30 protein-coding genes and 3 tRNA genes are annotated in these 24,654 nt (G+C 58.9%); 14 read left to right on the top strand and 19 right to left on the bottom strand.

All coding sequences use genetic code 11. The features are described 5' to 3' along the window. Positions 1-43 precede the first annotated feature (43 nt). Both ABFB52_RS15985 and ABFB52_RS15980 read right to left on the bottom strand, forming a co-directional pair. On the bottom strand, positions 44-325 hold the full coding sequence (locus tag ABFB52_RS15985) for a peptidylprolyl isomerase (RefSeq protein WP_007952068.1): 282 nt from the start codon (positions 323-325) through the stop codon (positions 44-46). A gap of 97 nt (positions 326-422) precedes the next feature. After that, on the bottom strand, positions 423-1,292 hold the full coding sequence (locus tag ABFB52_RS15980) for a triacylglycerol lipase (protein WP_102686085.1): 870 nt from the start codon (positions 1,290-1,292) through the stop codon (positions 423-425). 337 nt (positions 1,293-1,629) lie between these two features. On the opposite strand from ABFB52_RS15980, the gene ABFB52_RS15975 reads away from it, so the two are divergent. Then, positions 1,630-2,748 (top strand): hypothetical protein, encoded by a 1,119-nt coding sequence (locus ABFB52_RS15975; RefSeq protein WP_129973266.1) that lies wholly within the window; start codon positions 1,630-1,632, stop codon positions 2,746-2,748. Positions 2,749-2,812: 64 nt separating this feature from the next. Here ABFB52_RS15975 and ABFB52_RS15970 read toward each other — a convergent pair whose 3' ends face one another. After that, positions 2,813-3,883, bottom strand: coding sequence for a 3-deoxy-7-phosphoheptulonate synthase (locus ABFB52_RS15970; RefSeq protein WP_085745520.1), 1,071 nt, complete (start codon positions 3,881-3,883; stop codon positions 2,813-2,815). A 649-nt stretch (positions 3,884-4,532) separates the two neighbouring features. Here ABFB52_RS15970 and ABFB52_RS15965 point away from each other — a divergent pair. From ABFB52_RS15965 to ABFB52_RS15925, 9 genes are all read left to right on the top strand, one after another. Further along, on the top strand, positions 4,533-4,976 hold the full coding sequence (locus ABFB52_RS15965; RefSeq protein WP_102686091.1) for a GNAT family N-acetyltransferase: 444 nt from the start codon (positions 4,533-4,535) through the stop codon (positions 4,974-4,976). 127 nt (positions 4,977-5,103) lie between these two features. Further along, positions 5,104-5,745, top strand: coding sequence for a UvrY/SirA/GacA family response regulator transcription factor (uvrY, locus tag ABFB52_RS15960; protein WP_032829778.1), 642 nt, complete (start codon positions 5,104-5,106; stop codon positions 5,743-5,745). Positions 5,746-5,747: 2 nt separating this feature from the next. Then, positions 5,748-7,571: an excinuclease ABC subunit UvrC gene (gene uvrC, locus ABFB52_RS15955; RefSeq protein WP_085745521.1), complete on the top strand. Its 1,824-nt coding sequence runs from the start codon at positions 5,748-5,750 to the stop codon at positions 7,569-7,571. A gap of 32 nt (positions 7,572-7,603) precedes the next feature. Then, positions 7,604-8,164, top strand: coding sequence for a CDP-diacylglycerol--glycerol-3-phosphate 3-phosphatidyltransferase (pgsA, locus tag ABFB52_RS15950; protein WP_085745522.1), 561 nt, complete (start codon positions 7,604-7,606; stop codon positions 8,162-8,164). Positions 8,165-8,224: 60 nt separating this feature from the next. Continuing rightward, positions 8,225-8,300 (top strand) — tRNA-Gly (locus ABFB52_RS15945). Between the two features lie 47 nt (positions 8,301-8,347). Continuing rightward, positions 8,348-8,421, top strand: a tRNA-Cys gene (locus ABFB52_RS15940). Positions 8,422-8,616: 195 nt separating this feature from the next. Continuing rightward, positions 8,617-8,703, top strand: a tRNA-Leu gene (locus ABFB52_RS15935). 301 nt (positions 8,704-9,004) lie between these two features. Then, on the top strand, positions 9,005-9,439 hold the full coding sequence (locus ABFB52_RS15930; protein ID WP_085745523.1) for a hypothetical protein: 435 nt from the start codon (positions 9,005-9,007) through the stop codon (positions 9,437-9,439). A 182-nt stretch (positions 9,440-9,621) separates the two neighbouring features. Then, the gene (locus ABFB52_RS15925; protein WP_085745524.1) at positions 9,622-9,915 is read left to right on the top strand and encodes a hypothetical protein; all 294 of its coding nucleotides are present in this window, start codon (positions 9,622-9,624) and stop codon (positions 9,913-9,915) included. 87 nt (positions 9,916-10,002) lie between these two features. Here the strand turns inward: ABFB52_RS15925 and ABFB52_RS15920 are convergent, their stop codons facing one another. The 9 genes from ABFB52_RS15920 to ABFB52_RS15880 form a co-directional block, all read right to left on the bottom strand. Then, entirely contained in the window at positions 10,003-10,287 is a 285-nt protein-coding gene (locus ABFB52_RS15920) for a hypothetical protein (protein ID WP_085745525.1), read from the bottom strand. 83 nt (positions 10,288-10,370) lie between these two features. Beyond that, on the bottom strand, positions 10,371-10,601 hold the full coding sequence (locus tag ABFB52_RS15915) for a hypothetical protein (protein WP_007958902.1): 231 nt from the start codon (positions 10,599-10,601) through the stop codon (positions 10,371-10,373). A 120-nt stretch (positions 10,602-10,721) separates the two neighbouring features. Further along, positions 10,722-10,952 carry a hypothetical protein gene (locus tag ABFB52_RS15910; RefSeq protein ID WP_007958903.1) on the bottom strand — a complete coding sequence of 77 codons (231 nt, stop codon included), beginning with the start codon at positions 10,950-10,952 and terminating at the stop codon, positions 10,722-10,724. Positions 10,953-11,023: 71 nt separating this feature from the next. After that, the gene (locus ABFB52_RS15905) at positions 11,024-12,649 is read right to left on the bottom strand and encodes an ATP-binding cassette domain-containing protein (protein WP_085745526.1); all 1,626 of its coding nucleotides are present in this window, start codon (positions 12,647-12,649) and stop codon (positions 11,024-11,026) included. 143 nt (positions 12,650-12,792) lie between these two features. Then, complete coding sequence (locus tag ABFB52_RS15900) at positions 12,793-13,830, bottom strand: DNA topoisomerase IB (protein ID WP_085745527.1); 1,038 nt, start codon at positions 13,828-13,830, stop codon at positions 12,793-12,795. A 73-nt stretch (positions 13,831-13,903) separates the two neighbouring features. Then, entirely contained in the window at positions 13,904-14,983 is a 1,080-nt protein-coding gene (gene modC, locus ABFB52_RS15895; RefSeq protein ID WP_129973265.1) for a molybdenum ABC transporter ATP-binding protein, read from the bottom strand. Between the two features lie 3 nt (positions 14,984-14,986). After that, the gene (gene modB / locus ABFB52_RS15890; RefSeq protein ID WP_007958914.1) at positions 14,987-15,667 is read right to left on the bottom strand and encodes a molybdate ABC transporter permease subunit; all 681 of its coding nucleotides are present in this window, start codon (positions 15,665-15,667) and stop codon (positions 14,987-14,989) included. Next, positions 15,668-16,423 (bottom strand): molybdate ABC transporter substrate-binding protein, encoded by a 756-nt coding sequence (modA, locus tag ABFB52_RS15885; RefSeq protein ID WP_129973264.1) that lies wholly within the window; start codon positions 16,421-16,423, stop codon positions 15,668-15,670. Between the two features lie 173 nt (positions 16,424-16,596). Then, the gene (locus ABFB52_RS15880) at positions 16,597-17,658 is read right to left on the bottom strand and encodes a nitronate monooxygenase (RefSeq protein WP_102688026.1); all 1,062 of its coding nucleotides are present in this window, start codon (positions 17,656-17,658) and stop codon (positions 16,597-16,599) included. A 214-nt stretch (positions 17,659-17,872) separates the two neighbouring features. On the opposite strand from ABFB52_RS15880, the gene ABFB52_RS15875 reads away from it, so the two are divergent. Beyond that, positions 17,873-18,856 (top strand): MDR family oxidoreductase, encoded by a 984-nt coding sequence (locus ABFB52_RS15875; protein ID WP_129973263.1) that lies wholly within the window; start codon positions 17,873-17,875, stop codon positions 18,854-18,856. On the opposite strand, the gene ada is transcribed toward ABFB52_RS15875, so the two are convergent. The 5 genes from ada to ABFB52_RS15850 all read right to left on the bottom strand — a co-directional run bounded on the left by ada (position 18,857) and on the right by ABFB52_RS15850 (position 21,998). Beyond that, positions 18,857-19,930 (bottom strand): bifunctional DNA-binding transcriptional regulator/O6-methylguanine-DNA methyltransferase Ada, encoded by a 1,074-nt coding sequence (gene ada, locus ABFB52_RS15870; protein ID WP_129973262.1) that lies wholly within the window; start codon positions 19,928-19,930, stop codon positions 18,857-18,859. A gap of 88 nt (positions 19,931-20,018) precedes the next feature. Continuing rightward, positions 20,019-20,681, bottom strand: a complete 663-nt coding sequence (gene alkB, locus ABFB52_RS15865; protein ID WP_129973261.1) for a DNA oxidative demethylase AlkB — start codon at positions 20,679-20,681, stop codon at positions 20,019-20,021. Positions 20,682-20,686: 5 nt separating this feature from the next. Beyond that, positions 20,687-21,400 (bottom strand): 2OG-Fe(II) oxygenase, encoded by a 714-nt coding sequence (locus ABFB52_RS15860; protein ID WP_129973260.1) that lies wholly within the window; start codon positions 21,398-21,400, stop codon positions 20,687-20,689. A gap of 90 nt (positions 21,401-21,490) precedes the next feature. Next, positions 21,491-21,661, bottom strand: coding sequence for a hypothetical protein (locus tag ABFB52_RS15855; protein WP_007958927.1), 171 nt, complete (start codon positions 21,659-21,661; stop codon positions 21,491-21,493). A gap of 34 nt (positions 21,662-21,695) precedes the next feature. Next, positions 21,696-21,998 (bottom strand): DUF1883 domain-containing protein, encoded by a 303-nt coding sequence (locus tag ABFB52_RS15850; RefSeq protein ID WP_007958929.1) that lies wholly within the window; start codon positions 21,996-21,998, stop codon positions 21,696-21,698. A 211-nt stretch (positions 21,999-22,209) separates the two neighbouring features. Here ABFB52_RS15850 and ABFB52_RS15845 point away from each other — a divergent pair, with 211 nt between their 5' ends. Then, entirely contained in the window at positions 22,210-22,566 is a 357-nt protein-coding gene (locus ABFB52_RS15845) for a hypothetical protein (RefSeq protein ID WP_085745535.1), read from the top strand. 72 nt (positions 22,567-22,638) lie between these two features. Then, positions 22,639-22,869 carry a hypothetical protein gene (locus tag ABFB52_RS15840; protein WP_011334337.1) on the top strand — a complete coding sequence of 77 codons (231 nt, stop codon included), beginning with the start codon at positions 22,639-22,641 and terminating at the stop codon, positions 22,867-22,869. 2 nt (positions 22,870-22,871) lie between these two features. Here ABFB52_RS15840 and ABFB52_RS15835 read toward each other — a convergent pair whose 3' ends face one another. Both ABFB52_RS15835 and ABFB52_RS15830 read right to left on the bottom strand, forming a co-directional pair. Next, the gene (locus tag ABFB52_RS15835) at positions 22,872-23,168 is read right to left on the bottom strand and encodes a hypothetical protein (RefSeq protein ID WP_085745536.1); all 297 of its coding nucleotides are present in this window, start codon (positions 23,166-23,168) and stop codon (positions 22,872-22,874) included. A gap of 140 nt (positions 23,169-23,308) precedes the next feature. Beyond that, on the bottom strand, positions 23,309-23,497 hold the full coding sequence (locus ABFB52_RS15830; protein ID WP_096821531.1) for a hypothetical protein: 189 nt from the start codon (positions 23,495-23,497) through the stop codon (positions 23,309-23,311). Between the two features lie 247 nt (positions 23,498-23,744). Here ABFB52_RS15830 and galU point away from each other — a divergent pair, with 247 nt between their 5' ends. Continuing rightward, positions 23,745-24,584, top strand: a complete 840-nt coding sequence (gene galU, locus ABFB52_RS15825) for a UTP--glucose-1-phosphate uridylyltransferase GalU (protein ID WP_007912230.1) — start codon at positions 23,745-23,747, stop codon at positions 24,582-24,584. Positions 24,585-24,654: the final 70 nt, after the last annotated feature.

Here is a 24,654-nt window from a genome sequence, read left to right as displayed (position 1 = left end):
GCCCGCCATCAGGCGGGCCGTTGCACAGCAGGTCGGGCTGAAATCAGTCCTGGCGGCTGGTGACTTCCAGCAGGTGGTAGCCGAACTGGGTCTTCACCGGGCCTTGCACGACGTTGATCGGTGCGCTGAATACCACGGTGTCGAATTCCTTGACCATCTGGCCAGGACCGAACGAACCCAGGTCGCCGCCCTGACGGCTGGACGGGCAAGTGGAGTTGGCCTTGGCCACTTCGGCGAAATCAGCGCCACCTTCGATCTGGGCCTTGAGTTCGTTGCACTTGGCTTCGCTGGAAACCAGGATGTGGCGGGCAGTGGCTTTAGCCATGGGGAAACTCTCCAATCAAATCAGTAAAAGGGGGAGCCTACCGGATTCAGTGGCCTATTTCTCGCCAAAGTTCCATTCGCTCGTCTGATACCGGCCCCTAGAGATTAGCTGCTTGCAGGCGCAGGGCGTGTTCGATGTAGAGCTCGACGGGATCGTTTTCTGTGGTGCGCTGGCCGATGCCCCGACGCAGGCTGCGCAAATGGTCGAGCGGATAATCGGAGCGGATCACGGTGCCGAGGTGAGAGCTGAAACGGCCGACAAAACCGTCGTTCTGCGCGGGTTCTGTAATGAAATATTCCGACAGGGCCAGGCAGATGCCTTGCACCGGGTCGAGGGACTGCACGGTCAATTCCGGCACAACGCCACTCCACGAATAATAGCGAACGCCATCGACCCGCTCGGCACCCTGGCCACCCCAGGTTTCGGGAAGGCCCTGCGGGTATTTGTCATTGAATTTGCCAACGCCCTCTGTCGTCAGCGCGTTGAGTGCAGCCAGCGCATTGCGAGGCAGTTTTTCTTGCCCGCTGACCAATGACAGAAAGTCGGCAAACAGCGTGGCGACGTTCTGGGCAACGGCCTCCGGCAGTCGTCCGGGGATCAACGCCTTGCGCAGGAAGTCTGCCAGCTCCGAGCCGTGGTTGGGGCCGCTGACCGAAGTCACGGACGCGACCTTGTTTGGGGCAAGCGCTGCAGCATATCGAGCAGACAGTGCACCCTGGCTGTGCCCGATCAGGTTGACTTTGGTGGCACCTGTGCCTCTTAGCACACATTCGATTTGCGATAACAGTTGCTCGCCTCGCATTTCGTTGTCATGGACGGCCGACAAGTGTGGCACGAATACCTGTACTCCGGCGGCCTTGAGTGCCTGTTTGACGTCATGGAACAGTTCGAAAGGGCCGATGCGCTCGAATCCGAACAGACCATGCACCAGCAGAACGGGATAAAGAGTCGTTGCATTTCGTTGCATTTTTCGTCCTTGATCGCAGAGATTCATCGAAGTTGTCTGCGTGCCACTCTAAAACAGTCGCTGCGCTTGCGATGCCTGAAGAATCCTCCTAATGCGTTGGAATCTGGATCAGTGTGTGTATGAAATTTCACTTTTGAATGAGGTCCCGTTCTGAATATTTGGAGGGTTCTCGCCTTATCCAGCGTGTTTTTCCTTTTTTTGCCTACTCGCTTCAGTGCAGTTAACCCTGTCCCGCCGGGTGTGGGGCTGACATCGGGTGATCGATGAAGCGCGTTAAATAGAGGCTCTTTCACGCTGCTCTTCGGCGGCGTGTCACTTCCAGGGAATGGAGCAGCTAATGAACATGACGGATGCACAGGCAACAGCTTCGCGGGAGCGAGCCAATGGGATGGATGCTGAAAGAGTCGGGGCGTTCGAGCATTGTCATGCACGCGAGCAGTCTTTATCACTGCCCGTACCCTCAATCGATTCGTTGGAGGGTGCTGTCCTTGATCCCTCACTGAGCCGGGTTGTCGTGCGGATTGCTCCCTATCCGGGTATGGCATGCGGGGACCGGATCGTGTTGAGCTGGCGTGGCCACGATATCGAAGGTCTGCCTTATCACCATGAAATACCGCGATTTATCAGCGAAGCCCAACTGGGAAGGGCGATCGTTCTGGTCGTCCGGGGCGCACACGTGGCAGCGCTGGACGGAGGTTCGCTGGAGATGTTCTGGACATTGACCAGTGCCGCGCGGCCGGAACCAGTGATTTCCTTGCGCAGGCAACTGGATGTCGGAGACGTTCGGTGCAGCCTGCTGCCAGCCACTCTCGAGGATGCCGTTGGGGGCAGCCTCGACCCCGCACGTGTGATCGATGGGACATCGGTCACGCTTCAGCCTTATGCGGGTATGAGTGCTGGCGACCGGGTGCGGTTGATCTGGGAGGGGGCCGTGCAGGGAGCATCACTTCGAGACACGCTGATCGTCGAGTCCTTTGCTGTCGGTCGGCCTCTGGTGCTGGGGATCGCGCCCGAATTCATCACGCCGCATCTCGGCGGGGAGGTGGTGGTCCGATACTGTGTCGAACAGCAGAGCGGCGCGATTCGAGAATCAGGTGAGACTCGAATCAGCATCGCCCCTCTTGAAAGAGGTGTATTGGCGGCGCCCCAGGTACTCGAAGCCGATGACGGAGTGCTCAACGTGGAGGCTGCAATCGACGGCGTGAGTGTGCTGATCAGCGATGCGCGGGTGGAAGAGGGTGAGCTGGTTTATCTCAAATGCGACGGTGAGTCATTTTTCCACCGCGATGATCGCGAAATAATCAACGGAATGGCGATGCAGCCGTTGGTTTTCATCGTGCCGTATCGATTCTGGCGCGAACATGTGGACACCCTTGTGCAAGTGTCCTATTCGGTCGAGAGGCTTGATGATGTGAGTCAAATGTCCGGCGTGAAGCTGCTGCGAGTAAAGGGTTGATGTGTCGACATTGAGCATCGGCTGGCCCTCCGGGTGAATGACACACCGGAGGGCGGCTTGGCTGTCAGGACTGTTGTCGAATGCGTTGCGCGGCATCCAGCAACAAGCGTTCTGTTGCATCGAACCCGAGACAGCCATCTGTCACCGAAACGCCATAACGAAGCGACTCGCTCAGGGGCTGGCATCCCTCGAACAGGTGCGACTCGAGCATCATGCCGATCAACGAGCGGTTACCTTGCAGTCGCTGCTCCAGCACATCGTTGAACACGCCCGGCTGGCGGAGCGGGTCCTTGCCACTGTTGGCATGGCTACAATCGACCATAATCCGGCTCGGGATCTTCAGGCGGTTCAACTCGGTGTTGATGACGGCAACGCTTTCGCGGTCGTAGTTCGGCCCTTGGTGACCTCCACGCAGCACCAGGTGGGTGTCCGGGTTGCCCGGGGTCTGGATGATTGCCGGGTGGCCCTGGCTGTCTACGCCGAAATGGCGATGGGCATGGGCTGCCGAACGCATTGCGTCAACGGCGACGGTCACACCGCCATCGGTGCCGTTCTTGAAGCCGACCGGCATGCTCAGTCCGCTGGCCATTTCCCGGTGGATCTGTGACTCGGTTGTGCGGGCACCAATGGCGACCCAGCTCAGCAAGTCATCGAAGTACCCGGCAGCCATGGGCTGCAGCAGTTCGGTGGCAATCGGGAGCCCGAGGCGGATCATTTCCAGCATCAGTTCGCGCGACAGCGTGAGGCCGGCAGCCATGTCGTCGCTGCCATTCAGATGAGGGTCGTAGGCAAGGCCTTTCCAGCCGACGGTGGTGCGAGGTTTTTCGACGTAGGCACGCATCACGAGCAGCATGTCATCACGGACTTCTTCGGCCAGGCGCGAAAGTTTGCTGGCGTATTCAAGCGCGGACTCGGGGTCGTGAATCGAGCAGGGGCCGACGATCACCAGCAAACGCGGGTCATGGCCATCGAGAATCGCGCGAACCGCCTGGCGGTGGGCGACGACTTGCTGGTTCAGCGCACTGCTCAGGGGCAATTGCTGTTTGAGTTGCAGCGAACTCGGCAGACGCAGGGTCAATGCTTCGTTGGCAGGGTTAAGGGTGGACAGTGGCAGAGCAGAAACGGACGAGTTCATATTCGGTCTTCCTGGGCGGACGGCGGGTGCTTCCCGCTCACTCGGCCCTACTGGGGTGTTCGACAATTGGCCGGATTGGCTACGTGTGTTGGCTTGCCACCTGTGGGTGACCGATCGGAGGCGGCAGGCTGTCCCGAGCGGAGGCTGGTAAATCGCCAGGCGGTAAAACTGTCGTAACGGTAATAAGTGGCGTAGTTCATTGGTTGAATCCTCAAAGTGTCTGGTGTGTTGCTGAAAAAATTAGGGCCTGAAAAAACAAAACCCCCGGTCGGGAGGCCGACCGGGGGTTGAGAAATCTCTGGTAGGCGACCCGTTCAAATGGGCGCCGGTTGGGTATCAGGCGCGCCAGTGGCTAAACCAATACCCAAAATAAAAGCTTGCAGGAGCAGCGCAGACGCCATTCGCCCGGGCAGCCGCAACCGAACGCGAGGCGCTGGCAGTACGAAGCTGTGAAAGGGCGTTGAACATGAACTGTCTCCAAAGAATGCGCCGAGCTTACTAGAGGCTGCTGCGCGTCAGCAATCAGAAAATGCTATTGAACGCGTAAGAGGGCCTCTATGGGTTGAGCGCCTGCAAAGGTGTGACACACTCTGCTTTCTGAACTTGCGCTCAAGGAAGGTGCGTGAACTTGACTAAGATCGAGGCAGGAATGAGTTTTGAGTTGCGCCAGGCAACGTCCGCCGACCTGTCGTTTGTACGAGAGCTGACTTGCCGAAACATGCTCCGCTACTACATTCACTATGACTTGCTGTGGCAGGACGAGGCGTTTGATGTCGCTTGGGCTGGCCGCGAAAGCTGGTTGATCCTTCGTGATGGCGAATTGACGGGGTATTTCAGTCTGAGTCGAGATGCGCGGGCTGTGTACATCCGAGAATTGCAGATCGTCGAAAGCGCTCAAGGCCAGGGCGCGGGATCCTGGGCGATCGATCAGGTTGTTGCGATGGCTCGGCGTGAGAGCCGCCCGGCCTTGCGCCTGACAGTTTTCAAAAATAATCCGGCGCAAAACCTGTATCGAAGAAAAGGAATGATTGTGCAGGGCGAGGACGAGTGTTTCCTGCGAATGCAGCTCGATTTCAGTACACCTGTGCTCTGAAACCCACGGCTGGCAAGCTCTCGATGAAAAGTTGAAACTTTTTATATGTTGCTTGCCGCTAGGTCTGCCCGGCACTTTTTGCTAAGGTGTCCGGCATCCCAATAAGACCATATCGCGAGGTGTCTGCTTGATTAGGGTGCTAGTGGTCGACGACCATGATCTCGTTCGTACAGGCATTACACGGATGCTGGCCGATATCGATGGCCTGCAGGTGGTAGGCCAGGCCGAGTCCGGGGAAGAATCCCTCATCAAGGCTCGTGAGTTGAAGCCCGACGTGGTGCTGATGGACGTCAAGATGCCAGGCATCGGCGGTCTCGAAGCCACGCGCAAACTGTTGCGAAGTCATCCCGACATCAAAGTGGTCGCGGTCACTGTGTGCGAGGAAGATCCGTTTCCCACACGGTTGTTGCAGGCCGGTGCGGCGGGGTATCTGACCAAGGGCGCCGGATTGCCGGAAATGGTTCAGGCCATTCGCCTGGTATTTGCCGGCCAGCGCTACATCAGCCCGCAAATTGCCCAGCAACTGGCAATCAAATCCTTTCAGCCGACCAACGATTCACCGTTCGATGCGTTGTCTGAACGGGAAATCCAGATTGCGCTGATGATTGTCGGCTGTCAGAAGGTTCAGATCATTTCCGACAAATTGTGCCTTTCGCCGAAAACCGTTAACACCTACCGCTACCGCATTTTCGAGAAGCTCTCGATCAGCAGCGATGTCGAACTGACGCTGTTGGCGGTTCGACACGGCATGGTTGATGCCAGCCTCTGACCATGACTGAAGCATTCGATTCGGGCGCCTTTCTTTCGACCGTCAGTGGGCGCCCCGGCGTGTACCGCATGTTCGACAGCGATGCGCGTCTGCTGTACGTCGGCAAGGCGAAGAACCTCAAGAAACGTCTGGCCAGTTACTTTCGCAAGACAGGCCTGGCGCCGAAAACCGCGGCACTGGTCGGGCGTATCGCCCAGGTCGAAACCACCATCACGTCCAACGAGACAGAGGCGTTGCTGCTCGAGCAAACCCTGATCAAGGAGTGGCGGCCGCCGTACAACATCCTGCTGCGCGACGATAAATCCTATCCCTATGTCTTTTTGTCTGACGGGCAATTCCCGCGCCTGAGCATTCATCGCGGGGCTAAAAAGGCCAAGGGCAAGTATTTCGGTCCCTATCCGAGTGCCGGGGCGATTCGCGAAAGTCTCAGTCTTCTGCAGAAAACGTTCTTCGTGCGTCAGTGCGAGGACAGCTACTACAAGAACCGGACCCGGCCGTGCCTGCAATATCAGATCAAGCGTTGCAAGGCGCCCTGCGTCGGATTGGTCGAGCCTGAGGTTTACGCCGAGGACGTGCGTCACTCGGTGATGTTCCTCGAAGGGCGCAGTCATGCGTTGACCAATGAGCTGTCGACGGCGATGGAAGAGGCAGCAATCAACCTCGAATTCGAACGCGCCGCCGAACTGCGCGACCAGATTGCCTTGCTGCGTCGGGTGCAGGATCAACAGAGCATGGAGGGCGGTACCGGCGACATCGATGTGATCGCTGCGTTCGTCAATCCGGGCGGTGCCTGTGTCCACCTGATCAGCGTGCGGGGAGGGCGGGTGCTTGGCAGCAAGAACTTCTTCCCACAAGTCGGGATTGAAGAAGAAGTGGCCGAGGTCATGGCCGCTTTCCTCGGGCAATACTTCATCAGCAGCCCTGAACGCGATTTGCCGAGCGAACTGATCGTCAACGTCGTGCACGAAGACTTCCCTGCGCTGATCGAGGCCATTCAGGCGCTGCGCGGACGTGAGCTGACTATCAGCCATCGGGTACGCGGCACACGGGCGCGCTGGCAGCAACTGGCTGTGACCAATGCCGAACAGGCGCTGGGCGCCCGGCTGGCCAACCGTCAGCACGTTGCCGCGCGTTTCGAGGCATTGGCAGAAGTGTTGAACCTCGATGAGCCGCCGCAACGGCTGGAGTGCTATGACATCAGCCACTCCAGCGGTGAAGCCACGGTGGCTTCCTGCGTAGTGTTCGGCCCGGAAGGGGCGATCAAGTCGGATTACCGTCGGTACAACATCGAAGGCGTGACCGCCGGCGACGATTACGCCGCCATGCATCAGGCCCTGACCCGACGCTTCAGCAAGTTGAAGGAAGGCGAGGGCAAATTGCCGGACATCCTGTTGGTGGACGGCGGCAAGGGGCAGCTGTCGATGGCGCGTGATGTGCTCAACGAGCTGGCTGTCCCGGATCTGATCTTGCTGGGGGTCGCCAAGGGTGCCACGCGCAAGGCGGGATTCGAGACTTTGTATCTGAATGATGCGGCGCACGAGTTCACTTTGCGGGGTGATTCGCCGGCGCTGCATCTGATCCAGCAGATTCGTGACGAAGCCCATCGCTTTGCAATCACTGGCCACCGCGCACGCCGCGGCAAGACCCGCCGCACGTCAACGCTGGAAGGCGTAGCAGGCGTCGGGCCAACCCGGCGTCGGGACTTGTTGAAACATTTTGGTGGATTGCAGGAGCTGTCTCGTGCAAGCATCGAAGAGATCGCCAAAGCACCGGGGATCAGCAAAAAGCTAGCAGAGTCGATTTATGCAAACCTGCATAGTGAGTAGAATGCCCATTCACCTCGTAGCCAGTTGTGCCGATGAATATCCCTAATCTGATTACCGTTCTCCGCGTCCTGCTCATCCCGATCTTCATTCTGTTGTTCTATCTGCCTTACCAATGGAGCTATCTGGCCTCAAGTTCGGTTTTCGCCTTTGCGGCGGCAACGGACTGGCTGGACGGCTATCTCGCGCGACGCCTGGAGCAGAGCACGCCGTTTGGTGCGTTTCTGGATCCTGTCGCAGACAAACTGATGGTTGCCGTTGCCCTGGTGCTACTGGTGCAAGAACACGGCAATCTTTGGCTCACACTTCCGGCGGCTGTCATCATCGGTCGCGAGATCGTAGTTTCGGCATTGCGTGAGTGGATGGCCGAGCTTGGTGCGCGGGCCCATGTGGCCGTGTCGAATCTGGGCAAGTGGAAAACTGCTGCACAGATGCTCGCGCTGGTGATCCTGCTGGCCAATCCAAAAGATTTCAGCTTTTGGGTTCTGGTCGGTTATGCGTTGCTGATGGTCTCTGCAGGCCTGACCCTGTGGTCGATGGTTCAATACCTCCGCGCTGCCTGGCCACATCTGAAGACCGATGTTGAAAAGAAATAAAACTTTTTTGAATCAAAGGGTTGACGGGGCATCTGGAATCTATAGAATGCGCCACACCAAGCGGGAATAGCTCAGTTGGTAGAGCACGACCTTGCCAAGGTCGGGGTCGCGAGTTCGAGTCTCGTTTCCCGCTCCAAGTTTGTACAACGTTTGTTGTTGCGCTACTGACAGCAAATGTTTTGAGGCCGAGTAGCAAAATGGTTATGCAGCGGATTGCAAATCCGCCTACGCCGGTTCGATTCCGACCTCGGCCTCCACTATAAACAAGCTCCGTAGATCCATGATTTACGGAGCTTTTTTATTTGCGTTGCACTGAAAGATTTAGTCTTTGAAACCGCAACTGCAAACTTGCTTCACCGGGAAGTGATGTATATATTTCCCCCTCTGCCGCCGACATGCAGTTCCTGTCAGGACTGTGAATCGTCGTCAGAACCAAGCAACGCCGCGCTACCGCCCGAATGGCGAAACTGGTAGACGCATGGGACTTAAAATCCCCCGCTCGTAAGGGCGTGCCGGTTCGATTCCGGCTTCGGGCACCATGAATATCAAGGGCTTGCGTGAGTTTACTCATGCAGGCCCTTATCATTTGCGCTCCGCAATTTCGGAGCCTGCTCCGCAACTCACTTGGTCGGGGTGACTTTCTTGCCGATCCTTTTCCGGGTGTCATTCTCCGTCGACACTTCGGTGGTGTGCCCGAGCTGCTCCTTGTTTTCCATAGCGCACAAGTATCGCGAAACGCGCACGGCTTTCTTTAACTCGGCCTAGCGTCGGGTTTTGTATTAAAGATTTCAGCTTTGCAGACGACATAGTGGTGTTAAGAACAATACGCCGGAGGAAAAAATGGGATTTTTCGACAAGGTCAAGGAGCTGGCTCTCAAAGCTAAATGCGGAGTCGGCATTCACGCCGGAGACTATGTCAAGGCTGTTAGTGGCCCGGCGTGTTTGCTGGAAAAAACATGCCCTGACTGTTTTGAGCATTTGACCAAACACAAGCATGAGTTTGGTGAGTTTACCTACAAGAACCATCATACCTGTACGATGATTCGCAACTGCGTACATTGCGAACACGAAGATTCAAAGGTGAAGCATGAAGATTTCGTCGAGATGGGCACAGATGATTTTTGCAAGGTGAAGGAAAAATGCATCAGATGCGGCTTCACTCAGGTGAAGAAGGAGGACCACTACATGACTGAGGTCTCCCGTAACGATACGCATAAAACGCTTTCGTGCATCCGGTGTAACAAGACCGAGACAAGGCAGTTAGAACGATACTGAGTTTGAAAACATCCAAAACCCGGCCACCGAGCCGGGCTTTTTATGCGCATGATTCTTGTCTGAACGCTGTTTTGAAAAGCCACCACCTTTTTCCCTTTCCTATCCCAGGTGTACTTTTCGGTCATTGCGAGCGAAGTGAGCTAGTGTTTCTTTCTGGCTCAACCGAACACAGGACAATGATGATGAAGCGACTGCTATTGAGCGTTTTGCTGATGTCTTCAGGCTTTGCTCAAGCCGGCATCCCGCTGTTGAACGCAACATGCCCGGGCAATATCGAGGTCCATGCTGACAAGGGCGGCCCGATCTATATCAACGGTAAAGAAGGGAAACTGAAGAAATTCAACGATAACGCCTTCGAAGCCAAAGGCAGTGGCGTGACCATCTCGCTGACAATCATGCCCGACGGCTCACCTGATGTTTCTTACACGGGCAAGAACAAAGCCAATGGGGTTTGTCAGGTGAAGGAAACAAAGTAATTCGGGTTGTTCCATTAATAAGCAATGATCAGCGGGGCGTTGAGCAAACAAAAAAATGGGCCGATTTAATCGGCCCATTTTTTTTGCTCAGACAAAAGTTTGCCCAGTAAACCCTCTAGGCAAGCGCTGAAGTCCGGCCATCGCGGTCAACCGCTCGATCCACTCCGAACGCCAGTCGGACGCGGAGTGTGCAGCCCTGGAATGGCGAGCCGCGCGCCGCGCCGCATTGCGCTGGTCTTTGCGCGCATCCTTGTATGCGTCGGTATTGCGGCAGCTGCGGCACTTCACACGATTGAGTTCGCTGCTGGAGGAGAGGTTGTTGCCCTTGTGCCCGCAGGCCAGGTGCCCGTCGACTTTGAAATGAATGACCATAAGACGTCTCCTTGGTGACGTGTAAAGGTATTGACCTCTAACGACCAAGGACGTTCTTTATTCGCGCACCGTGAATCGATGGCTTACCTGAAGCGTGGCAACGGCCGGTCGATCGGTTTGAGCGATGACAGGGTGCTGCGAATCAGCGGGGTATCCTTTTCGATATCGTTCAGCCGGTCGCGGATGCGCAGGGCGGTGGGGTGCCCGCCTTGATGGTCGACCCAGTCGGCGATCTCTTTGCAGGCCGCGGCCAGGCGTGCTTCGCGGGCATCGAGCAAGGTGAGGAGAGTGGTGATGGACTCTCTTTCGGACATGGAACACCTCCGTTCATTAATCCGCTCGGTGGCAGCAAAAAGCCCGCGAAGGGCGAGCTTTCTGCCGTTGGGGCGCTGCTCCTTCAGCTGGTTTGAGTATAGACCCGTAAATGACAGCTATCAGCCCGACGACTCGGGGGCGGTCACTCGCGAGCTGGCGGCGTTGAGCCGATGACATTCCTTGCGGGCGTCTTCTTCCCGATCGTAGCCATCGCCGATGAAACCGCCGGTTCGCGTGTCGCAGATGCGATACCAGCCCAGGGCTTCTGCGGGCTCATGGAGAGTCTCTCCGGCGCGCCGGCCATGGATGACGATCTTGTTGCAGCGCTTCACGACGAATATGTCTTCCATGGCGTCACCGCGGCTGATTCGTACCAGATCAACTATAGAAGCCCTGAGCAATCGTGCAAAAAATAGCCAAGTCAGTTCGTCGGGTGCAGTTGCCAGCCTAATGGGTGCCAGCGCAGATGGTGAGTCGGATTCAACGCCTCGAGGAAGTCCTGATCGTGGGAAACGGCGACAATGGCACCCGGAAATGACTGCAACGCCCGTTCGAACGCTTCCACCGACGGCAGATCCAGATGGTTGGTCGGCTCATCCAGCAGCAACAGCTGCGCAGGATCCGTTCGCCACAAGGCCAGCGCCAGTGCGGCTTTCAGGCGCTCGCCACCGCTCAACGAAACGCAGGGAGCCGTGGCGCGGCTTGCATCCAGCTGCAAGTGTGCGAGATAGCTGCGCAGGGTGCCCTCGGTCAGTGCAGTTCCTTGCATCATCAGCTGTTCGGTGATGGAACGCTGATCGTCCAGTTGCGCCAGTTGCTGATCCAGGAATGCGAATGGCACGTGAGTCGTGGCGGTTCCATCGACGGGTGTCAGTTCCCCGGCGAGCGCTTTCAACAGGGTTGATTTGCCACAGCCGTTGGGACCGCTGACAGCGATGCGCATCGGGCCGTGGATCGTAAGGCTCAGTGCGCCGTTTGACAGCCAGGGCAGCCGAGCGTCAACCAGCGAGCAGATCTGGCGGTTGTTCGGCACCGCGCTCCCGGGCAGGTTGATCAGCACGCTGTCCTCGGGTTGCACCTTGGCGTAAGCCTCGCGCACCTGGGCATCGAGCTCTGACTTGCGGGCCTGATGACCCTGACGTACATGCCCCATGATCTCTCGCGCGGCGCCCTTGATCGCCACGTATTCGAAACTGGCAATGTTGGCGGTTTCGGCGTTGCGCCGCGAGTTGGCGGCGTGGCGCTGTATCGTGTCGTGTTCGCGCCGTAGCCGAATCCGCTCTCGCTGGCGTTCGCTTCTGGCGTGGTCGAGGCGTGCCTGCGCCGCGGCTTGATGGATCCGCTGATGCTCGCGGAATGCCGAGTAATTGCCACCGAATTCGATAGCCCCCGACGCGCTCAACTCGACAATCCGCAGCATCCGGTCGAGCAGCTGCCGATCATGGCTGACGACGATCAAACCAGTGTGCCAGCGTTCCAGTAAGTTCATCAGCCATTGTCGTCCTGGTGCATCCAGATGGTTGGTCGGCTCATCGAGAACCAGCAGCGGAGCCTGACTCAAAAACGCGCCAATCAGTGCGATGCGCGCTTGCTGGCCACCACTGAGGTTTCCGGTCTCGTCGGTGAAGGCGACTTCGGCCAGGCCGGCGTCATCGAGCAGGCGGCGCAGACGGTCCGCCAGATCCCATTGTTCGCCAATGAGATCGAAATCCTCGACTGATCCGCAGCCCCGGTTCATTCGGTCCAGAGCCTGAAGAATCGCGGCGCTGCCGGTGGACTCGGCGACCGTCTCGCCGGGTGCAGCGACAAAGCTCTGCGCCACGTAGGTTGTCGCCACGGCGCGCGTCACGCTGCCGCTGGTGGGTTGCCATTCTCCGGCGATCAGGCGCGCCAGTACGCTTTTGCCAACGCCATTGCGCCCGACGATGGCGGTCGGGGTGTGATCGAATTTCAGATTGAGTGCAGTGAAAATCGTCTCGCCATTGGCGAACTGAAAACCCAGTTGATTCAGGGAGACGAGAGCAGGCGTACGCGAGACGTGAGTCATCGGCACCTCCAGAAAATGTCGTGAACACTGACACGCGCCATGAATGGCGTGTCGCGATTACATTTTTGAAGGCTTAGTTGTTCACTTCTGCGGTCGTCCCGGGGAGGTAGGAGGGCGTAGCCTAGTCGAGACGGCCGAAGGCTTCAAGGCGTGCCTGCCTGCTCGACCATCCGCTCAAGGAATAGCGCCAATGCGACTTCTTCCTTGCGCAGGCCTTTGCGGATGCGCGGCTTCGGCAGCTCGGCCAAGGCGCCGAGCATGAAATGCTCGACCACCGCCGGGTGGATGTAGCACTTTCTACAGACCGCCGGCGTGTTGCCCAGTTGGCGGGCGACGCCCTTCACCATCTCGACCACATGCCGCTTGGCCTCGGTCTCGGATTCCCATTGCAGCTCCCGCAGAACCGCCAAAGCGAGGGCGCTGCCGGCCCAGGTTCGGTAGTCCTTGGCGGTGAAATCCGCGCCGGTCAGGGTTTGCAGGTAGGTGTTGACGTCAGAAGAGCTGACGGTATGCCGCTCGCCATTTTCATCCAGATACTGAAACAGGTTCTGCCCCGGAATTTCCAGGCAGCGCTTGATGATCCGCGCCAGTCGCCGGTCCTTCACCGTGATCTGATGTTCGATGCCGCTCTTGCCGCGAAACTGGAACAGGATCGCGCTGCCGTTGACCTCGACATGCCGGCTGCGCAGGGTTGTCAGGCCGTAGGAGCGATTGTCCCGCGCGTATTGCGTGTTGCCGACGCGGATCAGCGTGGCGTCGAGCAGCGTGATGACCGTCGCCATGACTTTGTCGCGGCTGAAGCCCGGCGAGGCCAGCAGCGCCTCCAGCTGTTTGCGCAGTTTGGGCAGCGCCAGACCGAACTCACGCAGACGCGAATACTTGTCCGCGTCGCGCACTTCGCGCCAGCGAGCGTGATAGCGATATTGCTTGCGCCCACGTGCGTCCCGGCCGGTGGCTTGCAGATGGCCGCGCGGGTCGGCGCAGATCCACACGTCGACGTAGGCCGGCGGAACAGCCAGTGCGTTGATGCGTTTGATCTCGTCAGGATCGGTGATGCGCTGGCCTGCGGGGTCGAAATAGGCGAATTTTCCGCGCAGTTTTTTTCGGGTGATACCGGGCTGTGTGTCATCGACGTAATGCAGATCCGAAGGCAACACTTCGGTGAGCGCAGTATCGGGCATGGCGGACTTCCTTCGCGTCAAATCAGGCTGTTAAAGCCATTGACCGCACGCCATGACGGTCGTGCCCGCGGATTTACGCCAACACCGCGACGGCCTTGATCTGGGCCCACAATGACTGGCCCGGATGCACGCCAAGCTGATCCCGCGAGTAGCGAGTGATGCGCGCCAGCAACGGTGTCCCGCCGGCATCGAGGCGAATGAGCACGTGCGCGGCGTTGTCGGCCGGTTGTTCGCTGACGACCGTGACCGGCAGGCGATTGAGGATGCTGCTGAACTCACTGTTTTGCAGGGTCAGGCTGATGTCTCGCGCGTGAACCTTACATCGCAGTCTCTGGCCCGTCGTCATCGGCGCGTGGGTCACGCGAATGTTCAGTGACGAGTCCGGCAATCGCAGGGTAAGCAATTGATAGTCGGTATCGTAGCCGCTGACCTGGCCTTCGATGATCACCCCGGCGTCATTGTCCATGGCCAGGGGCAGGTCGAGTCGCGCCAGGGTTTCGCCAATCGGACCGCTGGCCAGCGCTTTGCCGTCGCTGAGCAACACCAAGTGATCGGCGAGCCTGGCCACTTCGTCCTGAGCATGACTGACATACAGCACCGGGATTTCCAGTTCGTCGTGCAGGCGTTGCAGGTAGGGCAGGATTTCGCTTTTGCGCTGACTGTCGAGGGCCGCCAAAGGCTCGTCCATCAGCAGCAGTCTGGGGCTCGTCAACAGCGCGCGGGCGATGCCGACACGCTGGCGCTCACCGCCGGACAAGTGCTGCGGATGACGATCGAGCAAGTGGCCGATCCCTAGCAGTTCTGTGGCTTGGGTCATGTCGACCCGGCGCTGTGCCTTGGCAATGCGCTTGAGGCCGAATTGCAGATTGGCCAGCACCGACAGATGCGGAAACAGGCTGGCTTCCTGAAAGACATAGCCGAGCGCGCGTTTGTGCGGCGGCACGAAAATGCCTTTCTCGCTGTCCTGCCAGACCTCGTCATTGATGCGGATAAAGGCCTGTGGCGCGCGTTCGAGCCCGGCGATGCAGCGCAGGCATGTGGTCTTGCCCGAGCCGGACTGACCGAACAGCGCCGTCACACCGCGACCGGGCATCTGCAGATCGACATCGAGGCTGAAGCCCGACCAAGCCAGTTTCAGACGTGCACCAATCATCGATCAGCTCCAGCCCGCGCGGGTCTTGCGGCTGGAATACAGCGCCAGCAACACCAGAAACGAAAACACCAGCATCGCCCCGGCCAGCCAGTGCGCCTGCGCGTACTCCATGGCTTCGACGTGGTCGTAGATTTGTACGGAAACCACCCGGGTCTTGTCAGGAATATTCCCGCCGATCATCAGCACCACGCCGAATTCGCCGACGGTATGGGCGAAGCCGAGGATCGCTGCAGTGATGAAACCGGGACGCGCCAGGGGCAGAATCACGCTGAAAAAGGTGTCCCAAGGATTGGCGCGCAAGGTCGCGGCCACTTCCAGTGGGCGAGTGCCGATCGCGGAGAAAGCGTTTTGCAACGGCTGCACCACGAACGGCATGGAATAGAGCACCGAGCCGATCACAAGGCCGGTGAAGCTGAACGTCAAGGTACCAAGCCCCAGCCACTGGGTGAAATGGCCAATGAAGCCATTGGGGCCGAGGGCCAGCAGCAGATAGAAACCGATGACCGTCGGTGGCAGCACCAACGGCAGCGCGACGATCGCGCCGATGGGGCCGCGCAGCCAGGAACGGCTGCGCGACAACCACAGGGCGATCGGCGTGCCGACGACCAGCAGGATCGCGGTGGTCAGGGACGCCAGTTTCAGGGTCAGCCAGATCGCCGCGAAATCGGCACTCGTGAGCGACATTTACAGGTGGTAACCGTAGGACTTGATGACCGCAGCGGCTTTCGGGCTTTTGAGGTAATCAACCAGCGCCTTGGCAGCGGCGTTGTCTTTGCCTTTGTTGAGGATCACTGCGTCTTGCTTGATCGGGTCGTGCATGCTCGCCGGAACGATCCACGCCGAACCGCTGCTGACCTTGCCGTCCTTGTAGATCTGCGACAGGGCGACGAAGCCCAGTTCAGCGTTGCCGGTGGACACGAACTGGTAGGCCTGAGTGATGTTCTGGCCTTCGACGATTTTGGCTTTGGTAGCTTCAGTCAGTTTCAGTTTTTCCAGCACCTGAGTGGCAGCCAGACCGTAAGGGGCGGCTTTCGGGTTGGCGATGGACAGGTGTTGGTACTCGTTTTTCTTCAGGACGTCGCCTTTGGCATCGACGTAACCTTCCTTGGCCGACCACAGCGCCAGGGTGCCGATGGCGTAGGTGAAGCGCGAACCCTTGACGGTATCGCCTTCTTTTTCGAGTTTTTCAGGGGTGGTGTCGTCCGCCGAGAGGAACACTTCGAACGGCGCACCGTTTTTGATCTGGGTGTAGAACTGGCCGGTGGCGCCGTACGCAGCGACCAGTTTGTGCCCGGTGTCTTTTTCGAAATCGGCGGCAATCGCCTGGATCGGCGCGGTGAAGTTGGCCGCGACAGCGACTTGCACTTCGTCGGCCTGCGCGGCGCCGATGGCGAATACCGCGAGCAGGGCAGGGGCAAAACGTGAGGCACGATTGATCATGTAACGGCTCCGTGGGTGGCAAGTGCAGTGGGCAGTTGTTATTGGAAGGAAGACTGCGCCGATGCGAGGGAGTGAAACGCTATATAGGGAAATATATAGCGAAATGCCGCCAAACGGGAAGCACTGCTTTTAAACCGGGTGAGAGCGCCACGCTCCTCACCCGTTCGGGTTCATCATCGCGTCAGTTTCGCCAGTGCGCCTTCCGCCAGTTGCCGGGTCAGTTCGGCGGTGCCGAGGTCCTTACCAAGTGTGAAGGCCTGGCCGGCCCAAAGGTTACTGAATTCGGCTTCACCCTTCGCGCGCAACGGCATCAAGGCACCGCCGGCCAGCGGAAAGGCGGGGGCCTTGTCCGACATCGGGCCCAGCTCGCGCATCACCCGATTGAGAATCCCCCGCGCCGGGCGCCCGGTAAACAGATTGGTCACCGCTGTCTCGCTTTCCTTGGCGGTGCGCAAAGCTTTGTGGTGAGAGGCACTGACTTTCGCTTCCGGGGTAAACAGATACGCCGTGCCGACCTGGACCGCCGAAGCTCCGAGCAGGAACGCTGCAGCCACGCCGCGCGCATCGGCAATCGCACCGGCAGCGATCACCGGCACACTCACCGCGTCGACCACTTGCGGCACCAGCGCAAACGTACCGACCTGACTGCTCAGGTCAGCGCTGAGGAACATCCCGCGATGGCCGCCGGCCTCGTAACCCATGGCGATGATCGCGTCGCAACCGTTCTGCTCCAGCCAGATCGCCTCATCGACCGTGGTCGCCGACGAGATGATTTTCGCACCGGTGGCCTTGACCCGATCCAGCAGGGATTTTTCCGGCAGGCCGAAGTGGAAGCTCACCACTTCAGGGCGAAACTCTTCCAGCACTTCGCAGGCGGCCGCATCGAAGGGCGCACGGTTGGACACCGGCGTGGGTGCATCGAAATCGACCCCCAGTTCGCGATAGTAAGGTTCCAGCAGGTTTTTCCAGTCACGGGCCTTTTGCTCATCGGCGGCCGGCGGTTGATGGCAGAAGAAGTTGACGTTGAACGGCTTGTTCGTGCCCTGGCGAATGGTCTTCAGCTCTTCGCGCAGTTGCTCGATGGTCAGCATCGCGGCCGGCATCGAACCCAGGCCACCGGCGTTGCACGCTGCGATGACCATGGATGAATTAGTGGCTCCGGCCATGGGGCCCTGGATGATCGGCAGTTCGATGCCGAACAGGTCAAGAATGCGGGTATCAGGCCATTGGCTCATGGAATAGCTTCTCCGACGACAAAACAGGGCAGGGACGGTAGCAGCCGGTTTTTTAACGCAAAGCCACCCCCATGACCAGCACAGATTTGTAGCTTGAACAGCCGGCGCCGGCTCGGCGTTCGGGCCCGATTGGCTAAAGGTCGAGTAGGGCAAAATGTTTCAGTGTGCTATTCCAAACCCTCGACATCCTGAATTCCACCCGTGAGAGGCAGTCATGTTCAAAGGCATTTTGATCGACAAAGACGACAGCGGTTATCGCGCCAACCTGCACGAGATCAACGACGAGCAGTTGCCGGAAGGCGATGTGACGGTTCACGTCGCGTACAGCACGCTGAACTTCAAGGACGGCCTGGCGATTACCGGCAGTAGCCCGGTGGTGCGCAAGTTTCCGATGGTGCCGGGGATCGATCTGGCGGGTACCGTCGAAGTCAGCTCGCACCCCGACTACAAGGTTGGCGATGCGGTGCTGCTCAATGGCTGGGGCGTCGGTGAAAACCACTGGGGCGGTCTGGCGCAAAAAGCGCGATTGAACGGTGACTGGCTGATTCCGCTGCCCAAGGCATTCACCGCCGCGCAAGCCATGGCCATCGGCACGGCCGGCTATACGGCGATGCTTTGCGTCATGGCGCTGGAGCGAAACGGCGTGACCCCGCAACAGGGCGAAGTGCTGGTAACGGGGGCCAACGGCGGCGTCGGCAGTTTTGCCATCGCATTGCTGAGCAAGCTGGGCTACCGCGTGGTCGCTTCGACCGGTCGGGTGTCGGAACACGAATACATGAAACAACTGGGCGCGGGCGAAATCATTGATCGCGCCACCCTGTCCGAACCCGGCAAGCCGCTGGCCAAGGAGCGCTGGGCGGGCGTCATCGATTCGGTCGGCAGTCACACGCTGGCCAATGCCTGCGCCAGCACCCGGGCCGAAGGCATCGTGGCCGCGTGCGGTCTGGCTCAGGGCATGGATTTTCCGGCATCCGTGGCGCCGTTCATTCTGCGTGGCGTGACGCTGGCCGGGATCAACAGCGTGACCCAACCCAAGGCGCGCCGCATCGAGGCTTGGGATCGCTTGGCGAAGGATCTGGATTTTACCCTGTTGCCGCTGATCAGCCATGAAATCGGCCTTGGCGAAGCTATCGACGCGGCACCGAAGTTGCTGGCAGGGCAACTCCGGGGGCGGGTTGTCGTTGATGTGAATCGCTGATTACTGTCGGGGTTTGCCTTCACGCTCGAGCAATTCGCGCTTGCGCTCCACGCCCCAGCGGTAGCCGCTGAGGTTGCCGTCGCTACGCACCACGCGGTGGCACGGAATGGCCACCGCGAGGCTGTTGGCGCCGCAAGCCTGAGCCACTGCGCGCACGGCTTTTGGCGAGCCGATTCGCAGGGCGATGTCCGCGTAGCTGGCGGTGCTGCCGACCGGTACTTCCCGCAGCGCCTGCCACACCCGCTCCTGAAATGCTGTGCCGCGCACATCCAGCGGCAAGTCCAGTCCGATGGCAGGCGCTTCGATGAAGCCGACGACGCGAGCGATCAGTTGTTCGAACTCGGCATCGGCACCGATCAGGTTGGCCCGGCGAAACTGGTCCTGCAGGTCGCACACCAATTGGTGCGGATCGTCCCCCAGCAGAATCGCGCAAATCCCGCGCTCACTCTGTGCCACCAGAATAGCCCCGAGCGAACATTGGCCGACGGCGAAGCGGATGTCGTTGTTCTGGCCGGCGGATCGGAAGTCGCCGGGTTTCATCCCCAGTACCTGATCGGCCGCTTCGTAGAAACGGCTGTTGGAATTGAAACCGGCGTCATACAGCGCTTCGGTCACCGAGCCGCCGTCCGCCAGACGCTGACGAACCCGGCGCGCGCGATGCGCGGCGGCATAGCCCTTTGGCGTCAGGCCGGTTGCGGCCTTGAAGACACGATGAAAGTGAAAGGCGCTCAGACCGGCGGTTTCGGCAAGATCGTTGAGCGCCGGCAGGCTTTCCGACGCTTCGATCTGGCGACAGGCTTCCGCGACGGTGGCGGCGTGTTGCGCTGCGACTTCGGTCTGATCCTTGCTCGCCCGTTTGCTGGGGCGATAACCCGCGGCTTCGGCGTCCTCGGCGGTGTCGAAAAACTCGACGTTCTGCGGTTTCGGCAAGCGCGCCAGGCTGCTGGGGCGGCAATAGATGCCGGTGGTTTTCACGGCATAGACAAACTGGCCGTCCGCCCGAGGGTCGCGTGCGACGACAGCGGCCCAGCGTGGATCGTCTTCAGTGTTCAGCGAGGTGGAAAGCGTTTTCATGATGGAGAGTCCGTTGACCTGTTGAATTTCAGGTTAACCAGTGCCACCGGCCGGAACACTCCGACCCTTGCGGTCAAACTTTGCAGGATTATCCGGCGGTGCGAAACGTCAGGTTGAAACGCTGTTCGCCCAGGCGCGGGTGCCGGCCGGGTTTGATCGGCAGGATGCCGTGATAGCGCAGCCGGTCTACGCCGCCCCAGATCACCATGTCGCCGTGCAGCAGCGAGATTTTCTGGCTCCTGTCGCCGCGTGCGAAACCGCCGAACAGGAATGTCGCGGGCAAGCCCAATGACAGAGAAACGATCGGCGCTTCGTAGGCGTTTTCGTCTTTGTCCTGATGCAACGACATCTTCGCGCCTGGGACATAACGATTGATCAGGCAGGAATCCGGCATGAAGTCGGCAAATCCGGCGCGTTTCGCTGCGGCCTGGGCCAGCTCGCGAAACACTTCGGGCATGGCTGGCCAGGGTTGGTGGCTCACGGGATCTTCGGATGAATAGCGGTAGCCGCTCCGATCGGTGATCCAGCCCAGTAAGCCGCAACTGCTGGTGGCCACCGACATGCTGAAGCCCCCGGGCGTCATCATGTGGCGCAACGGGGCGCAGGCGATGATCGATTCCAGGGCCGGCAACAATTGCTCGATTTGCGGCAGGGCAAACCCGCGCAGCACCCAGGACTGCTCGCCGATCTGTTCGGCGCGTCGGGGCTGCTCGGGTTCTGTGTCGGCGAACAGATCAAAGATGGTTTGCATGATCGTCAGGTCGCGTCGTGGAAAATGATGCCCAGAGTATGCCGTGTTCCGCTGTGCAGTCGGCTGACGCCGTGGCGCATGGTCACCCGATAGTCACCGCGCACGCCTTTGACCGGTCGCTGATTGACGGCAAAGATCAGCGCGTCGCCTTTTCTCAGGTCCATCACGAGTGGGCGCGACTGCATTCTCGGACGTTGCTCGGTCATGACGAATTCGCCACCGGTGAAATCAGTCCCGGGTGCTGACAGAAGAATCGCCACTTGCAGCGGAAAGACATGTTCGCCGTACAGATCCTGATGCAGACAGTTGTAGTCCTGCGGACCGTATTGCAGCAAGAGCGGGGTAGGCCGCAGTTGACCGGCGGCATGGCAGCGCTCGAGAAACTCGCTGTGTCGCTCTGGAAAACGTTCCGGCAGACCCATTCGCTTATGCCAGCGGTTGGCCAGAGGCACGAGGCGTGGGTAAAGCGCGCTGCGCAGGCGTTCCACCACGGGAGGAAGCGGATAGCGCAGGTATTTGTATTCGCCGCGCCCAAAGCCGTGGCGGGACATGATCACCTGTGACCGAAACGGTTCGCTGTGCGTGTAAAGCGCACTCAACCGATCGCAGGTCTGCGGACGCAGTAGCGTGCGGATGACGGCGTAACCGTCCTGATCCAGTTGCTGCTCCAGGGCGATCCAGTCGAGCGCATCGAGCGGGGAGGCGGGTGAGGGTGACATGCTGATTCCTTGGCGTACATTCAGGTATCAGTCTGGGTCGTCCACCCGGCCGCAACACTCCGCCGCTTGCGGTCGAATTTCGTCCGGGTCTTACAAGGCCTTGCTGACGCTGATGTCGCTGATCACATCGTCGCTCTGGCCGTGCAGAGCATCCAGTGCAGCTTTGGCTTCTTCCGGCGTGCCATTTTCCAGCTGGGCGAACTCGAAACGGCGCTCACCGTTGAGTTTGTACTTGATCACGTATTTGGTCGTTTGGGCCACGTTGATGCTTACCTGTCTGCGTTGGCGGAACCGCTCAGCTGAGTTTGGAGCTCGAGCGGCGAATGATCTTGATCGAGTGCGTCAAGGTCGGTTTGCGAGTCACGCTGATCGCGCGGCGGTTGACGGTGTCGATGGTGATGTTCCAGAAACCGGTGCTCGGCGCGGTGATACGGGCCGGGAACGTGTCGAAAGCGCCGCCGTGATAGGTGTGACGGCCGCCATTTTTGAAGCTGCGGAAGTTGGCGTCGTTCATCAAGCGGATGTTGCAGGTTTGCGAGCATTGGATGACGACGATGTCGTCTTCGTTGAGGTGCTCGCGCTGGTGAATGAATTTCATGGGCGCCTCCAGAAGGGCTTTTTCTACAAAATCAAAACGATAGCATTGTCGATTGGCGCAGTTTATCAGCCCGGACGGGTTATTATCCGGCCGTCGGGCGCCGCTTTGACAATTAAAAACAGATATTCACGATTTGATGTGGGTTAAATGCAGTGAGCCTCGGAGAAAAACGGCATTCGTGCTGTCGGAGGGTCTTTATTGGAGGTTTTGTATGAAATGGGGTGTGGTGATTCTGCCGTTGGCATTGGCAATGGGTGGTTGCGCAAGCGTTTCGGAAATCAATGAAACGCTGCCAACCATGAACGTCATTTCCGGCAAGAAACCCCATGAATATGCTGAGTGCCTGGCCGAAAAGCTGTCCGACAGCCGGGGTGCCTTGCAGGTCGAGCGACACAAGGATGAGGTTCGGGTCATCGTTCCAGGCAAGCTGGGATCGGGTCCGGCCGCGGTGTTTGACATCGAGGATCGCTCCGGCGGCAGCAGCATCAAGCTGCATGAGCGAATGTCCAATGTGCCGCTGCGCCCCTGGGATGTGCGCAAAGCCGCCACGGCCTGTATTTCCGGCTGATAGACTGTCAGCAGTCAGCATTGATGCCGTCACAGCGTTGCTGTGGCGGCATTGTCATTTCTGGAGAGGTGAATGAAGAGAGAGCAGGTGCGGGAGCGACACAAGGAAGGGCTCATTGCGGCGACCCATGTGATCCAGAACCCGGCGAATCCGGGGGAGTGGATTGTGTTTTTCAAGAAGAGCGCCGGCCGCAGTTACTTCCTGGTCGACGATAACGACGAAGTCGAGTCCTTCAACCGGCTCGACGACCTGATCGAGGTCGTGCGCGGGCTGGGGATCAAGTTCGCCGAAATTCATATGTAAGGCTATTTACACACGACCACCACGCTGCGGTTTTTGTAGTTGCCGACGTCGACGCCCAGTGTCTTGTCGTCTTCCTTGGGCGCCGGTGTGCCGTCGGTCCCGACGATGCGGTAGCCGGTTCCGGCGCAGGACGCGTCAGCCTTTTCATAGCAGGTGGCCCAGGAATTGGCTTCACCGGAACAGTCGATGCTCAACCCTTGTTCGCCGTTGTTCAGGTAGGTGGTCTGCGAGGTAGCGCAACCGGCCAGAGCCACGAGCGCAATCAAGGGCAGGAAGTTGATGCAGGGGCGGTTGATCATGGCGATGTCGTCTTCGAGAGGGAGAGGGGTAGACGCTATGACAGCGCCGACATGAAAAGGTTATAGCGATTGGCCAGTTCTTTGTGCGAAGCCCAAAAAAAGCCCTGCGCGAAGGCAGGGCCGTGATTTGCAGTCGTCGATCAGTCTTGATCCTTGCCGCGACGCTTCGGTGCAGGAGGCGTGTAATCAAGCACCGCGGCCACTTCAATCGCCATCGCTTCAGTGGGCAACGGACCGGACACATCTTCGCCGTTGGCGGCGGTGATATGCCACTGGCCATCTTTCGCCTTGGCGACGGTGTACCCATTGATGATTTTTGCTGCGGACATCTAGCGGCCTCGTTGGCTGGTTCAAAGGCGTCATGATAACGGTAAATCGGCGAACGGGCGCAGGTCGATGCGGTGTTCCGGCATCTTTGGGCTACGCTGAATGCGCAGCCTCCGTGTGCGGATTGAACTATCTGCCAGATTATTTCTCTATGTTGACATCGGTTAGCCAGTGCGGGGCATTGTAAGGTGCACGCCGCCTGATTAGACTGCGCCGAAACTCGTACACACAGCCCTTTCAAGGACTTATATGATCAAGAAATGCTTGTTCCCAGCAGCCGGTTACGGTACTCGCTTCCTCCCAGCGACGAAGGCCATGCCCAAAGAAATGCTGCCGGTGGTAAACAAGCCACTGATCCAGTACGGCGTCGAAGAAGCTCTGGACGCTGGTCTGACTGAAATCTCCATCGTGACCGGCCGTGGCAAGCGCGCCCTGGAAGACCACTTCGACATCAGCTACGAGCTGGAAAACCAGATCAAGGGCACCGACAAGGAAAAATACCTGGTCGGTATCCGCAAGTTGTTGGACGAGTGCTCGTTTTCCTACACTCGTCAGACCGAAATGAAAGGCCTGGGTCACGCGATCCTGACCGGTCGCCCATTGATCGGTGACGAACCGTTCGCTGTGGTGCTGGCGGACGACCTTTGCGTCAACCTCGAAGGCGACGGCGTATTGACCCAGATGGTCAAGCTGTACAAGCAGTTCCGCTGCTCGATCATTGCCATCCAGGAAGTCGATCCGCAGGAAACCAGCAAGTACGGCGTGATCGCTGGCGAAATGATCCGTGACGACATCTATCGCGTACACAGCATGGTCGAGAAGCCAAAGCCGGAAGACGCGCCGTCGAACCTGGCGATCATCGGCCGCTACATCCTGACCCCGGACATCTTCGACCTGATCGAACAGACCGAGCCAGGCAAGGGCGGTGAAATCCAGATCACAGACGCCCTGATGAAACAAGCCCAGAACGGCTGCGTAATGGCCTACAAGTTCAAGGGCAAGCGTTTCGACTGCGGTGGTGCAGAAGGCTACATCGAAGCAACCAACTTCTGCTTCGAGAACTTCTACAAGACTGGCAAGGCTTACTGATAAAGCCTGATCTGCCTGTACGAAAAAGCCACCTTCGGGTGGCTTTTTCATTTTCCGCCCCTATATCGGC

It is taken from the genome of Pseudomonas sp. 9.2(2024), from assembly GCF_039695385.1.
Classification (GTDB): domain Bacteria; phylum Pseudomonadota; class Gammaproteobacteria; order Pseudomonadales; family Pseudomonadaceae; genus Aquipseudomonas; species Aquipseudomonas paraglycinae.
The sequence above is the reverse complement of the archived record's forward strand: the minus strand, read 5'-3'. Positions and strand labels throughout refer to the sequence as shown.

Excerpts from the sequence above, each read along its gene's own strand:
- ABFB52_RS15985 (WP_007952068.1), bottom strand. The coding sequence starts at position 325 with ATGGCTAAAGCCACTGCCCGCCACATCCTGGTTTCCAGCGAAGCCAAG.
- ABFB52_RS15980 (WP_102686085.1), bottom strand. The coding sequence starts at position 1,292 with ATGCAACGAAATGCAACGACTCTTTATCCCGTTCTGCTGGTGCATGGT.
- ABFB52_RS15975 (WP_129973266.1), top strand. The coding sequence starts at position 1,630 with ATGAACATGACGGATGCACAGGCAACAGCTTCGCGGGAGCGAGCCAAT.
- ABFB52_RS15970 (WP_085745520.1), bottom strand. The coding sequence starts at position 3,883 with ATGAACTCGTCCGTTTCTGCTCTGCCACTGTCCACCCTTAACCCTGCC.
- ABFB52_RS15965 (WP_102686091.1), top strand. The coding sequence starts at position 4,533 with ATGAGTTTTGAGTTGCGCCAGGCAACGTCCGCCGACCTGTCGTTTGTA.
- uvrC (WP_085745521.1), top strand. The coding sequence starts at position 5,748 with ATGACTGAAGCATTCGATTCGGGCGCCTTTCTTTCGACCGTCAGTGGG.
- pgsA (WP_085745522.1), top strand. The coding sequence starts at position 7,604 with ATGAATATCCCTAATCTGATTACCGTTCTCCGCGTCCTGCTCATCCCG.
- ABFB52_RS15930 (WP_085745523.1), top strand. The coding sequence starts at position 9,005 with ATGGGATTTTTCGACAAGGTCAAGGAGCTGGCTCTCAAAGCTAAATGC.
- ABFB52_RS15925 (WP_085745524.1), top strand. The coding sequence starts at position 9,622 with ATGAAGCGACTGCTATTGAGCGTTTTGCTGATGTCTTCAGGCTTTGCT.
- ABFB52_RS15920 (WP_085745525.1), bottom strand. The coding sequence starts at position 10,287 with ATGGTCATTCATTTCAAAGTCGACGGGCACCTGGCCTGCGGGCACAAG.
- ABFB52_RS15915 (WP_007958902.1), bottom strand. The coding sequence starts at position 10,601 with ATGTCCGAAAGAGAGTCCATCACCACTCTCCTCACCTTGCTCGATGCC.
- ABFB52_RS15910 (WP_007958903.1), bottom strand. The coding sequence starts at position 10,952 with ATGGAAGACATATTCGTCGTGAAGCGCTGCAACAAGATCGTCATCCAT.
- ABFB52_RS15905 (WP_085745526.1), bottom strand. The coding sequence starts at position 12,649 with ATGACTCACGTCTCGCGTACGCCTGCTCTCGTCTCCCTGAATCAACTG.
- ABFB52_RS15900 (WP_085745527.1), bottom strand. The coding sequence starts at position 13,830 with ATGCCCGATACTGCGCTCACCGAAGTGTTGCCTTCGGATCTGCATTAC.
- modC (WP_129973265.1), bottom strand. The coding sequence starts at position 14,983 with ATGATTGGTGCACGTCTGAAACTGGCTTGGTCGGGCTTCAGCCTCGAT.
- modB (WP_007958914.1), bottom strand. The coding sequence starts at position 15,667 with ATGTCGCTCACGAGTGCCGATTTCGCGGCGATCTGGCTGACCCTGAAA.
- modA (WP_129973264.1), bottom strand. The coding sequence starts at position 16,423 with ATGATCAATCGTGCCTCACGTTTTGCCCCTGCCCTGCTCGCGGTATTC.
- ABFB52_RS15880 (WP_102688026.1), bottom strand. The coding sequence starts at position 17,658 with ATGAGCCAATGGCCTGATACCCGCATTCTTGACCTGTTCGGCATCGAA.
- ABFB52_RS15875 (WP_129973263.1), top strand. The coding sequence starts at position 17,873 with ATGTTCAAAGGCATTTTGATCGACAAAGACGACAGCGGTTATCGCGCC.
- ada (WP_129973262.1), bottom strand. The coding sequence starts at position 19,930 with ATGAAAACGCTTTCCACCTCGCTGAACACTGAAGACGATCCACGCTGG.
- alkB (WP_129973261.1), bottom strand. The coding sequence starts at position 20,681 with ATGCAAACCATCTTTGATCTGTTCGCCGACACAGAACCCGAGCAGCCC.
- ABFB52_RS15860 (WP_129973260.1), bottom strand. The coding sequence starts at position 21,400 with ATGTCACCCTCACCCGCCTCCCCGCTCGATGCGCTCGACTGGATCGCC.
- ABFB52_RS15850 (WP_007958929.1), bottom strand. The coding sequence starts at position 21,998 with ATGAAATTCATTCACCAGCGCGAGCACCTCAACGAAGACGACATCGTC.
- ABFB52_RS15845 (WP_085745535.1), top strand. The coding sequence starts at position 22,210 with ATGAAATGGGGTGTGGTGATTCTGCCGTTGGCATTGGCAATGGGTGGT.
- ABFB52_RS15840 (WP_011334337.1), top strand. The coding sequence starts at position 22,639 with ATGAAGAGAGAGCAGGTGCGGGAGCGACACAAGGAAGGGCTCATTGCG.
- ABFB52_RS15835 (WP_085745536.1), bottom strand. The coding sequence starts at position 23,168 with ATGATCAACCGCCCCTGCATCAACTTCCTGCCCTTGATTGCGCTCGTG.
- ABFB52_RS15830 (WP_096821531.1), bottom strand. The coding sequence starts at position 23,497 with ATGTCCGCAGCAAAAATCATCAATGGGTACACCGTCGCCAAGGCGAAA.
- galU (WP_007912230.1), top strand. The coding sequence starts at position 23,745 with ATGATCAAGAAATGCTTGTTCCCAGCAGCCGGTTACGGTACTCGCTTC.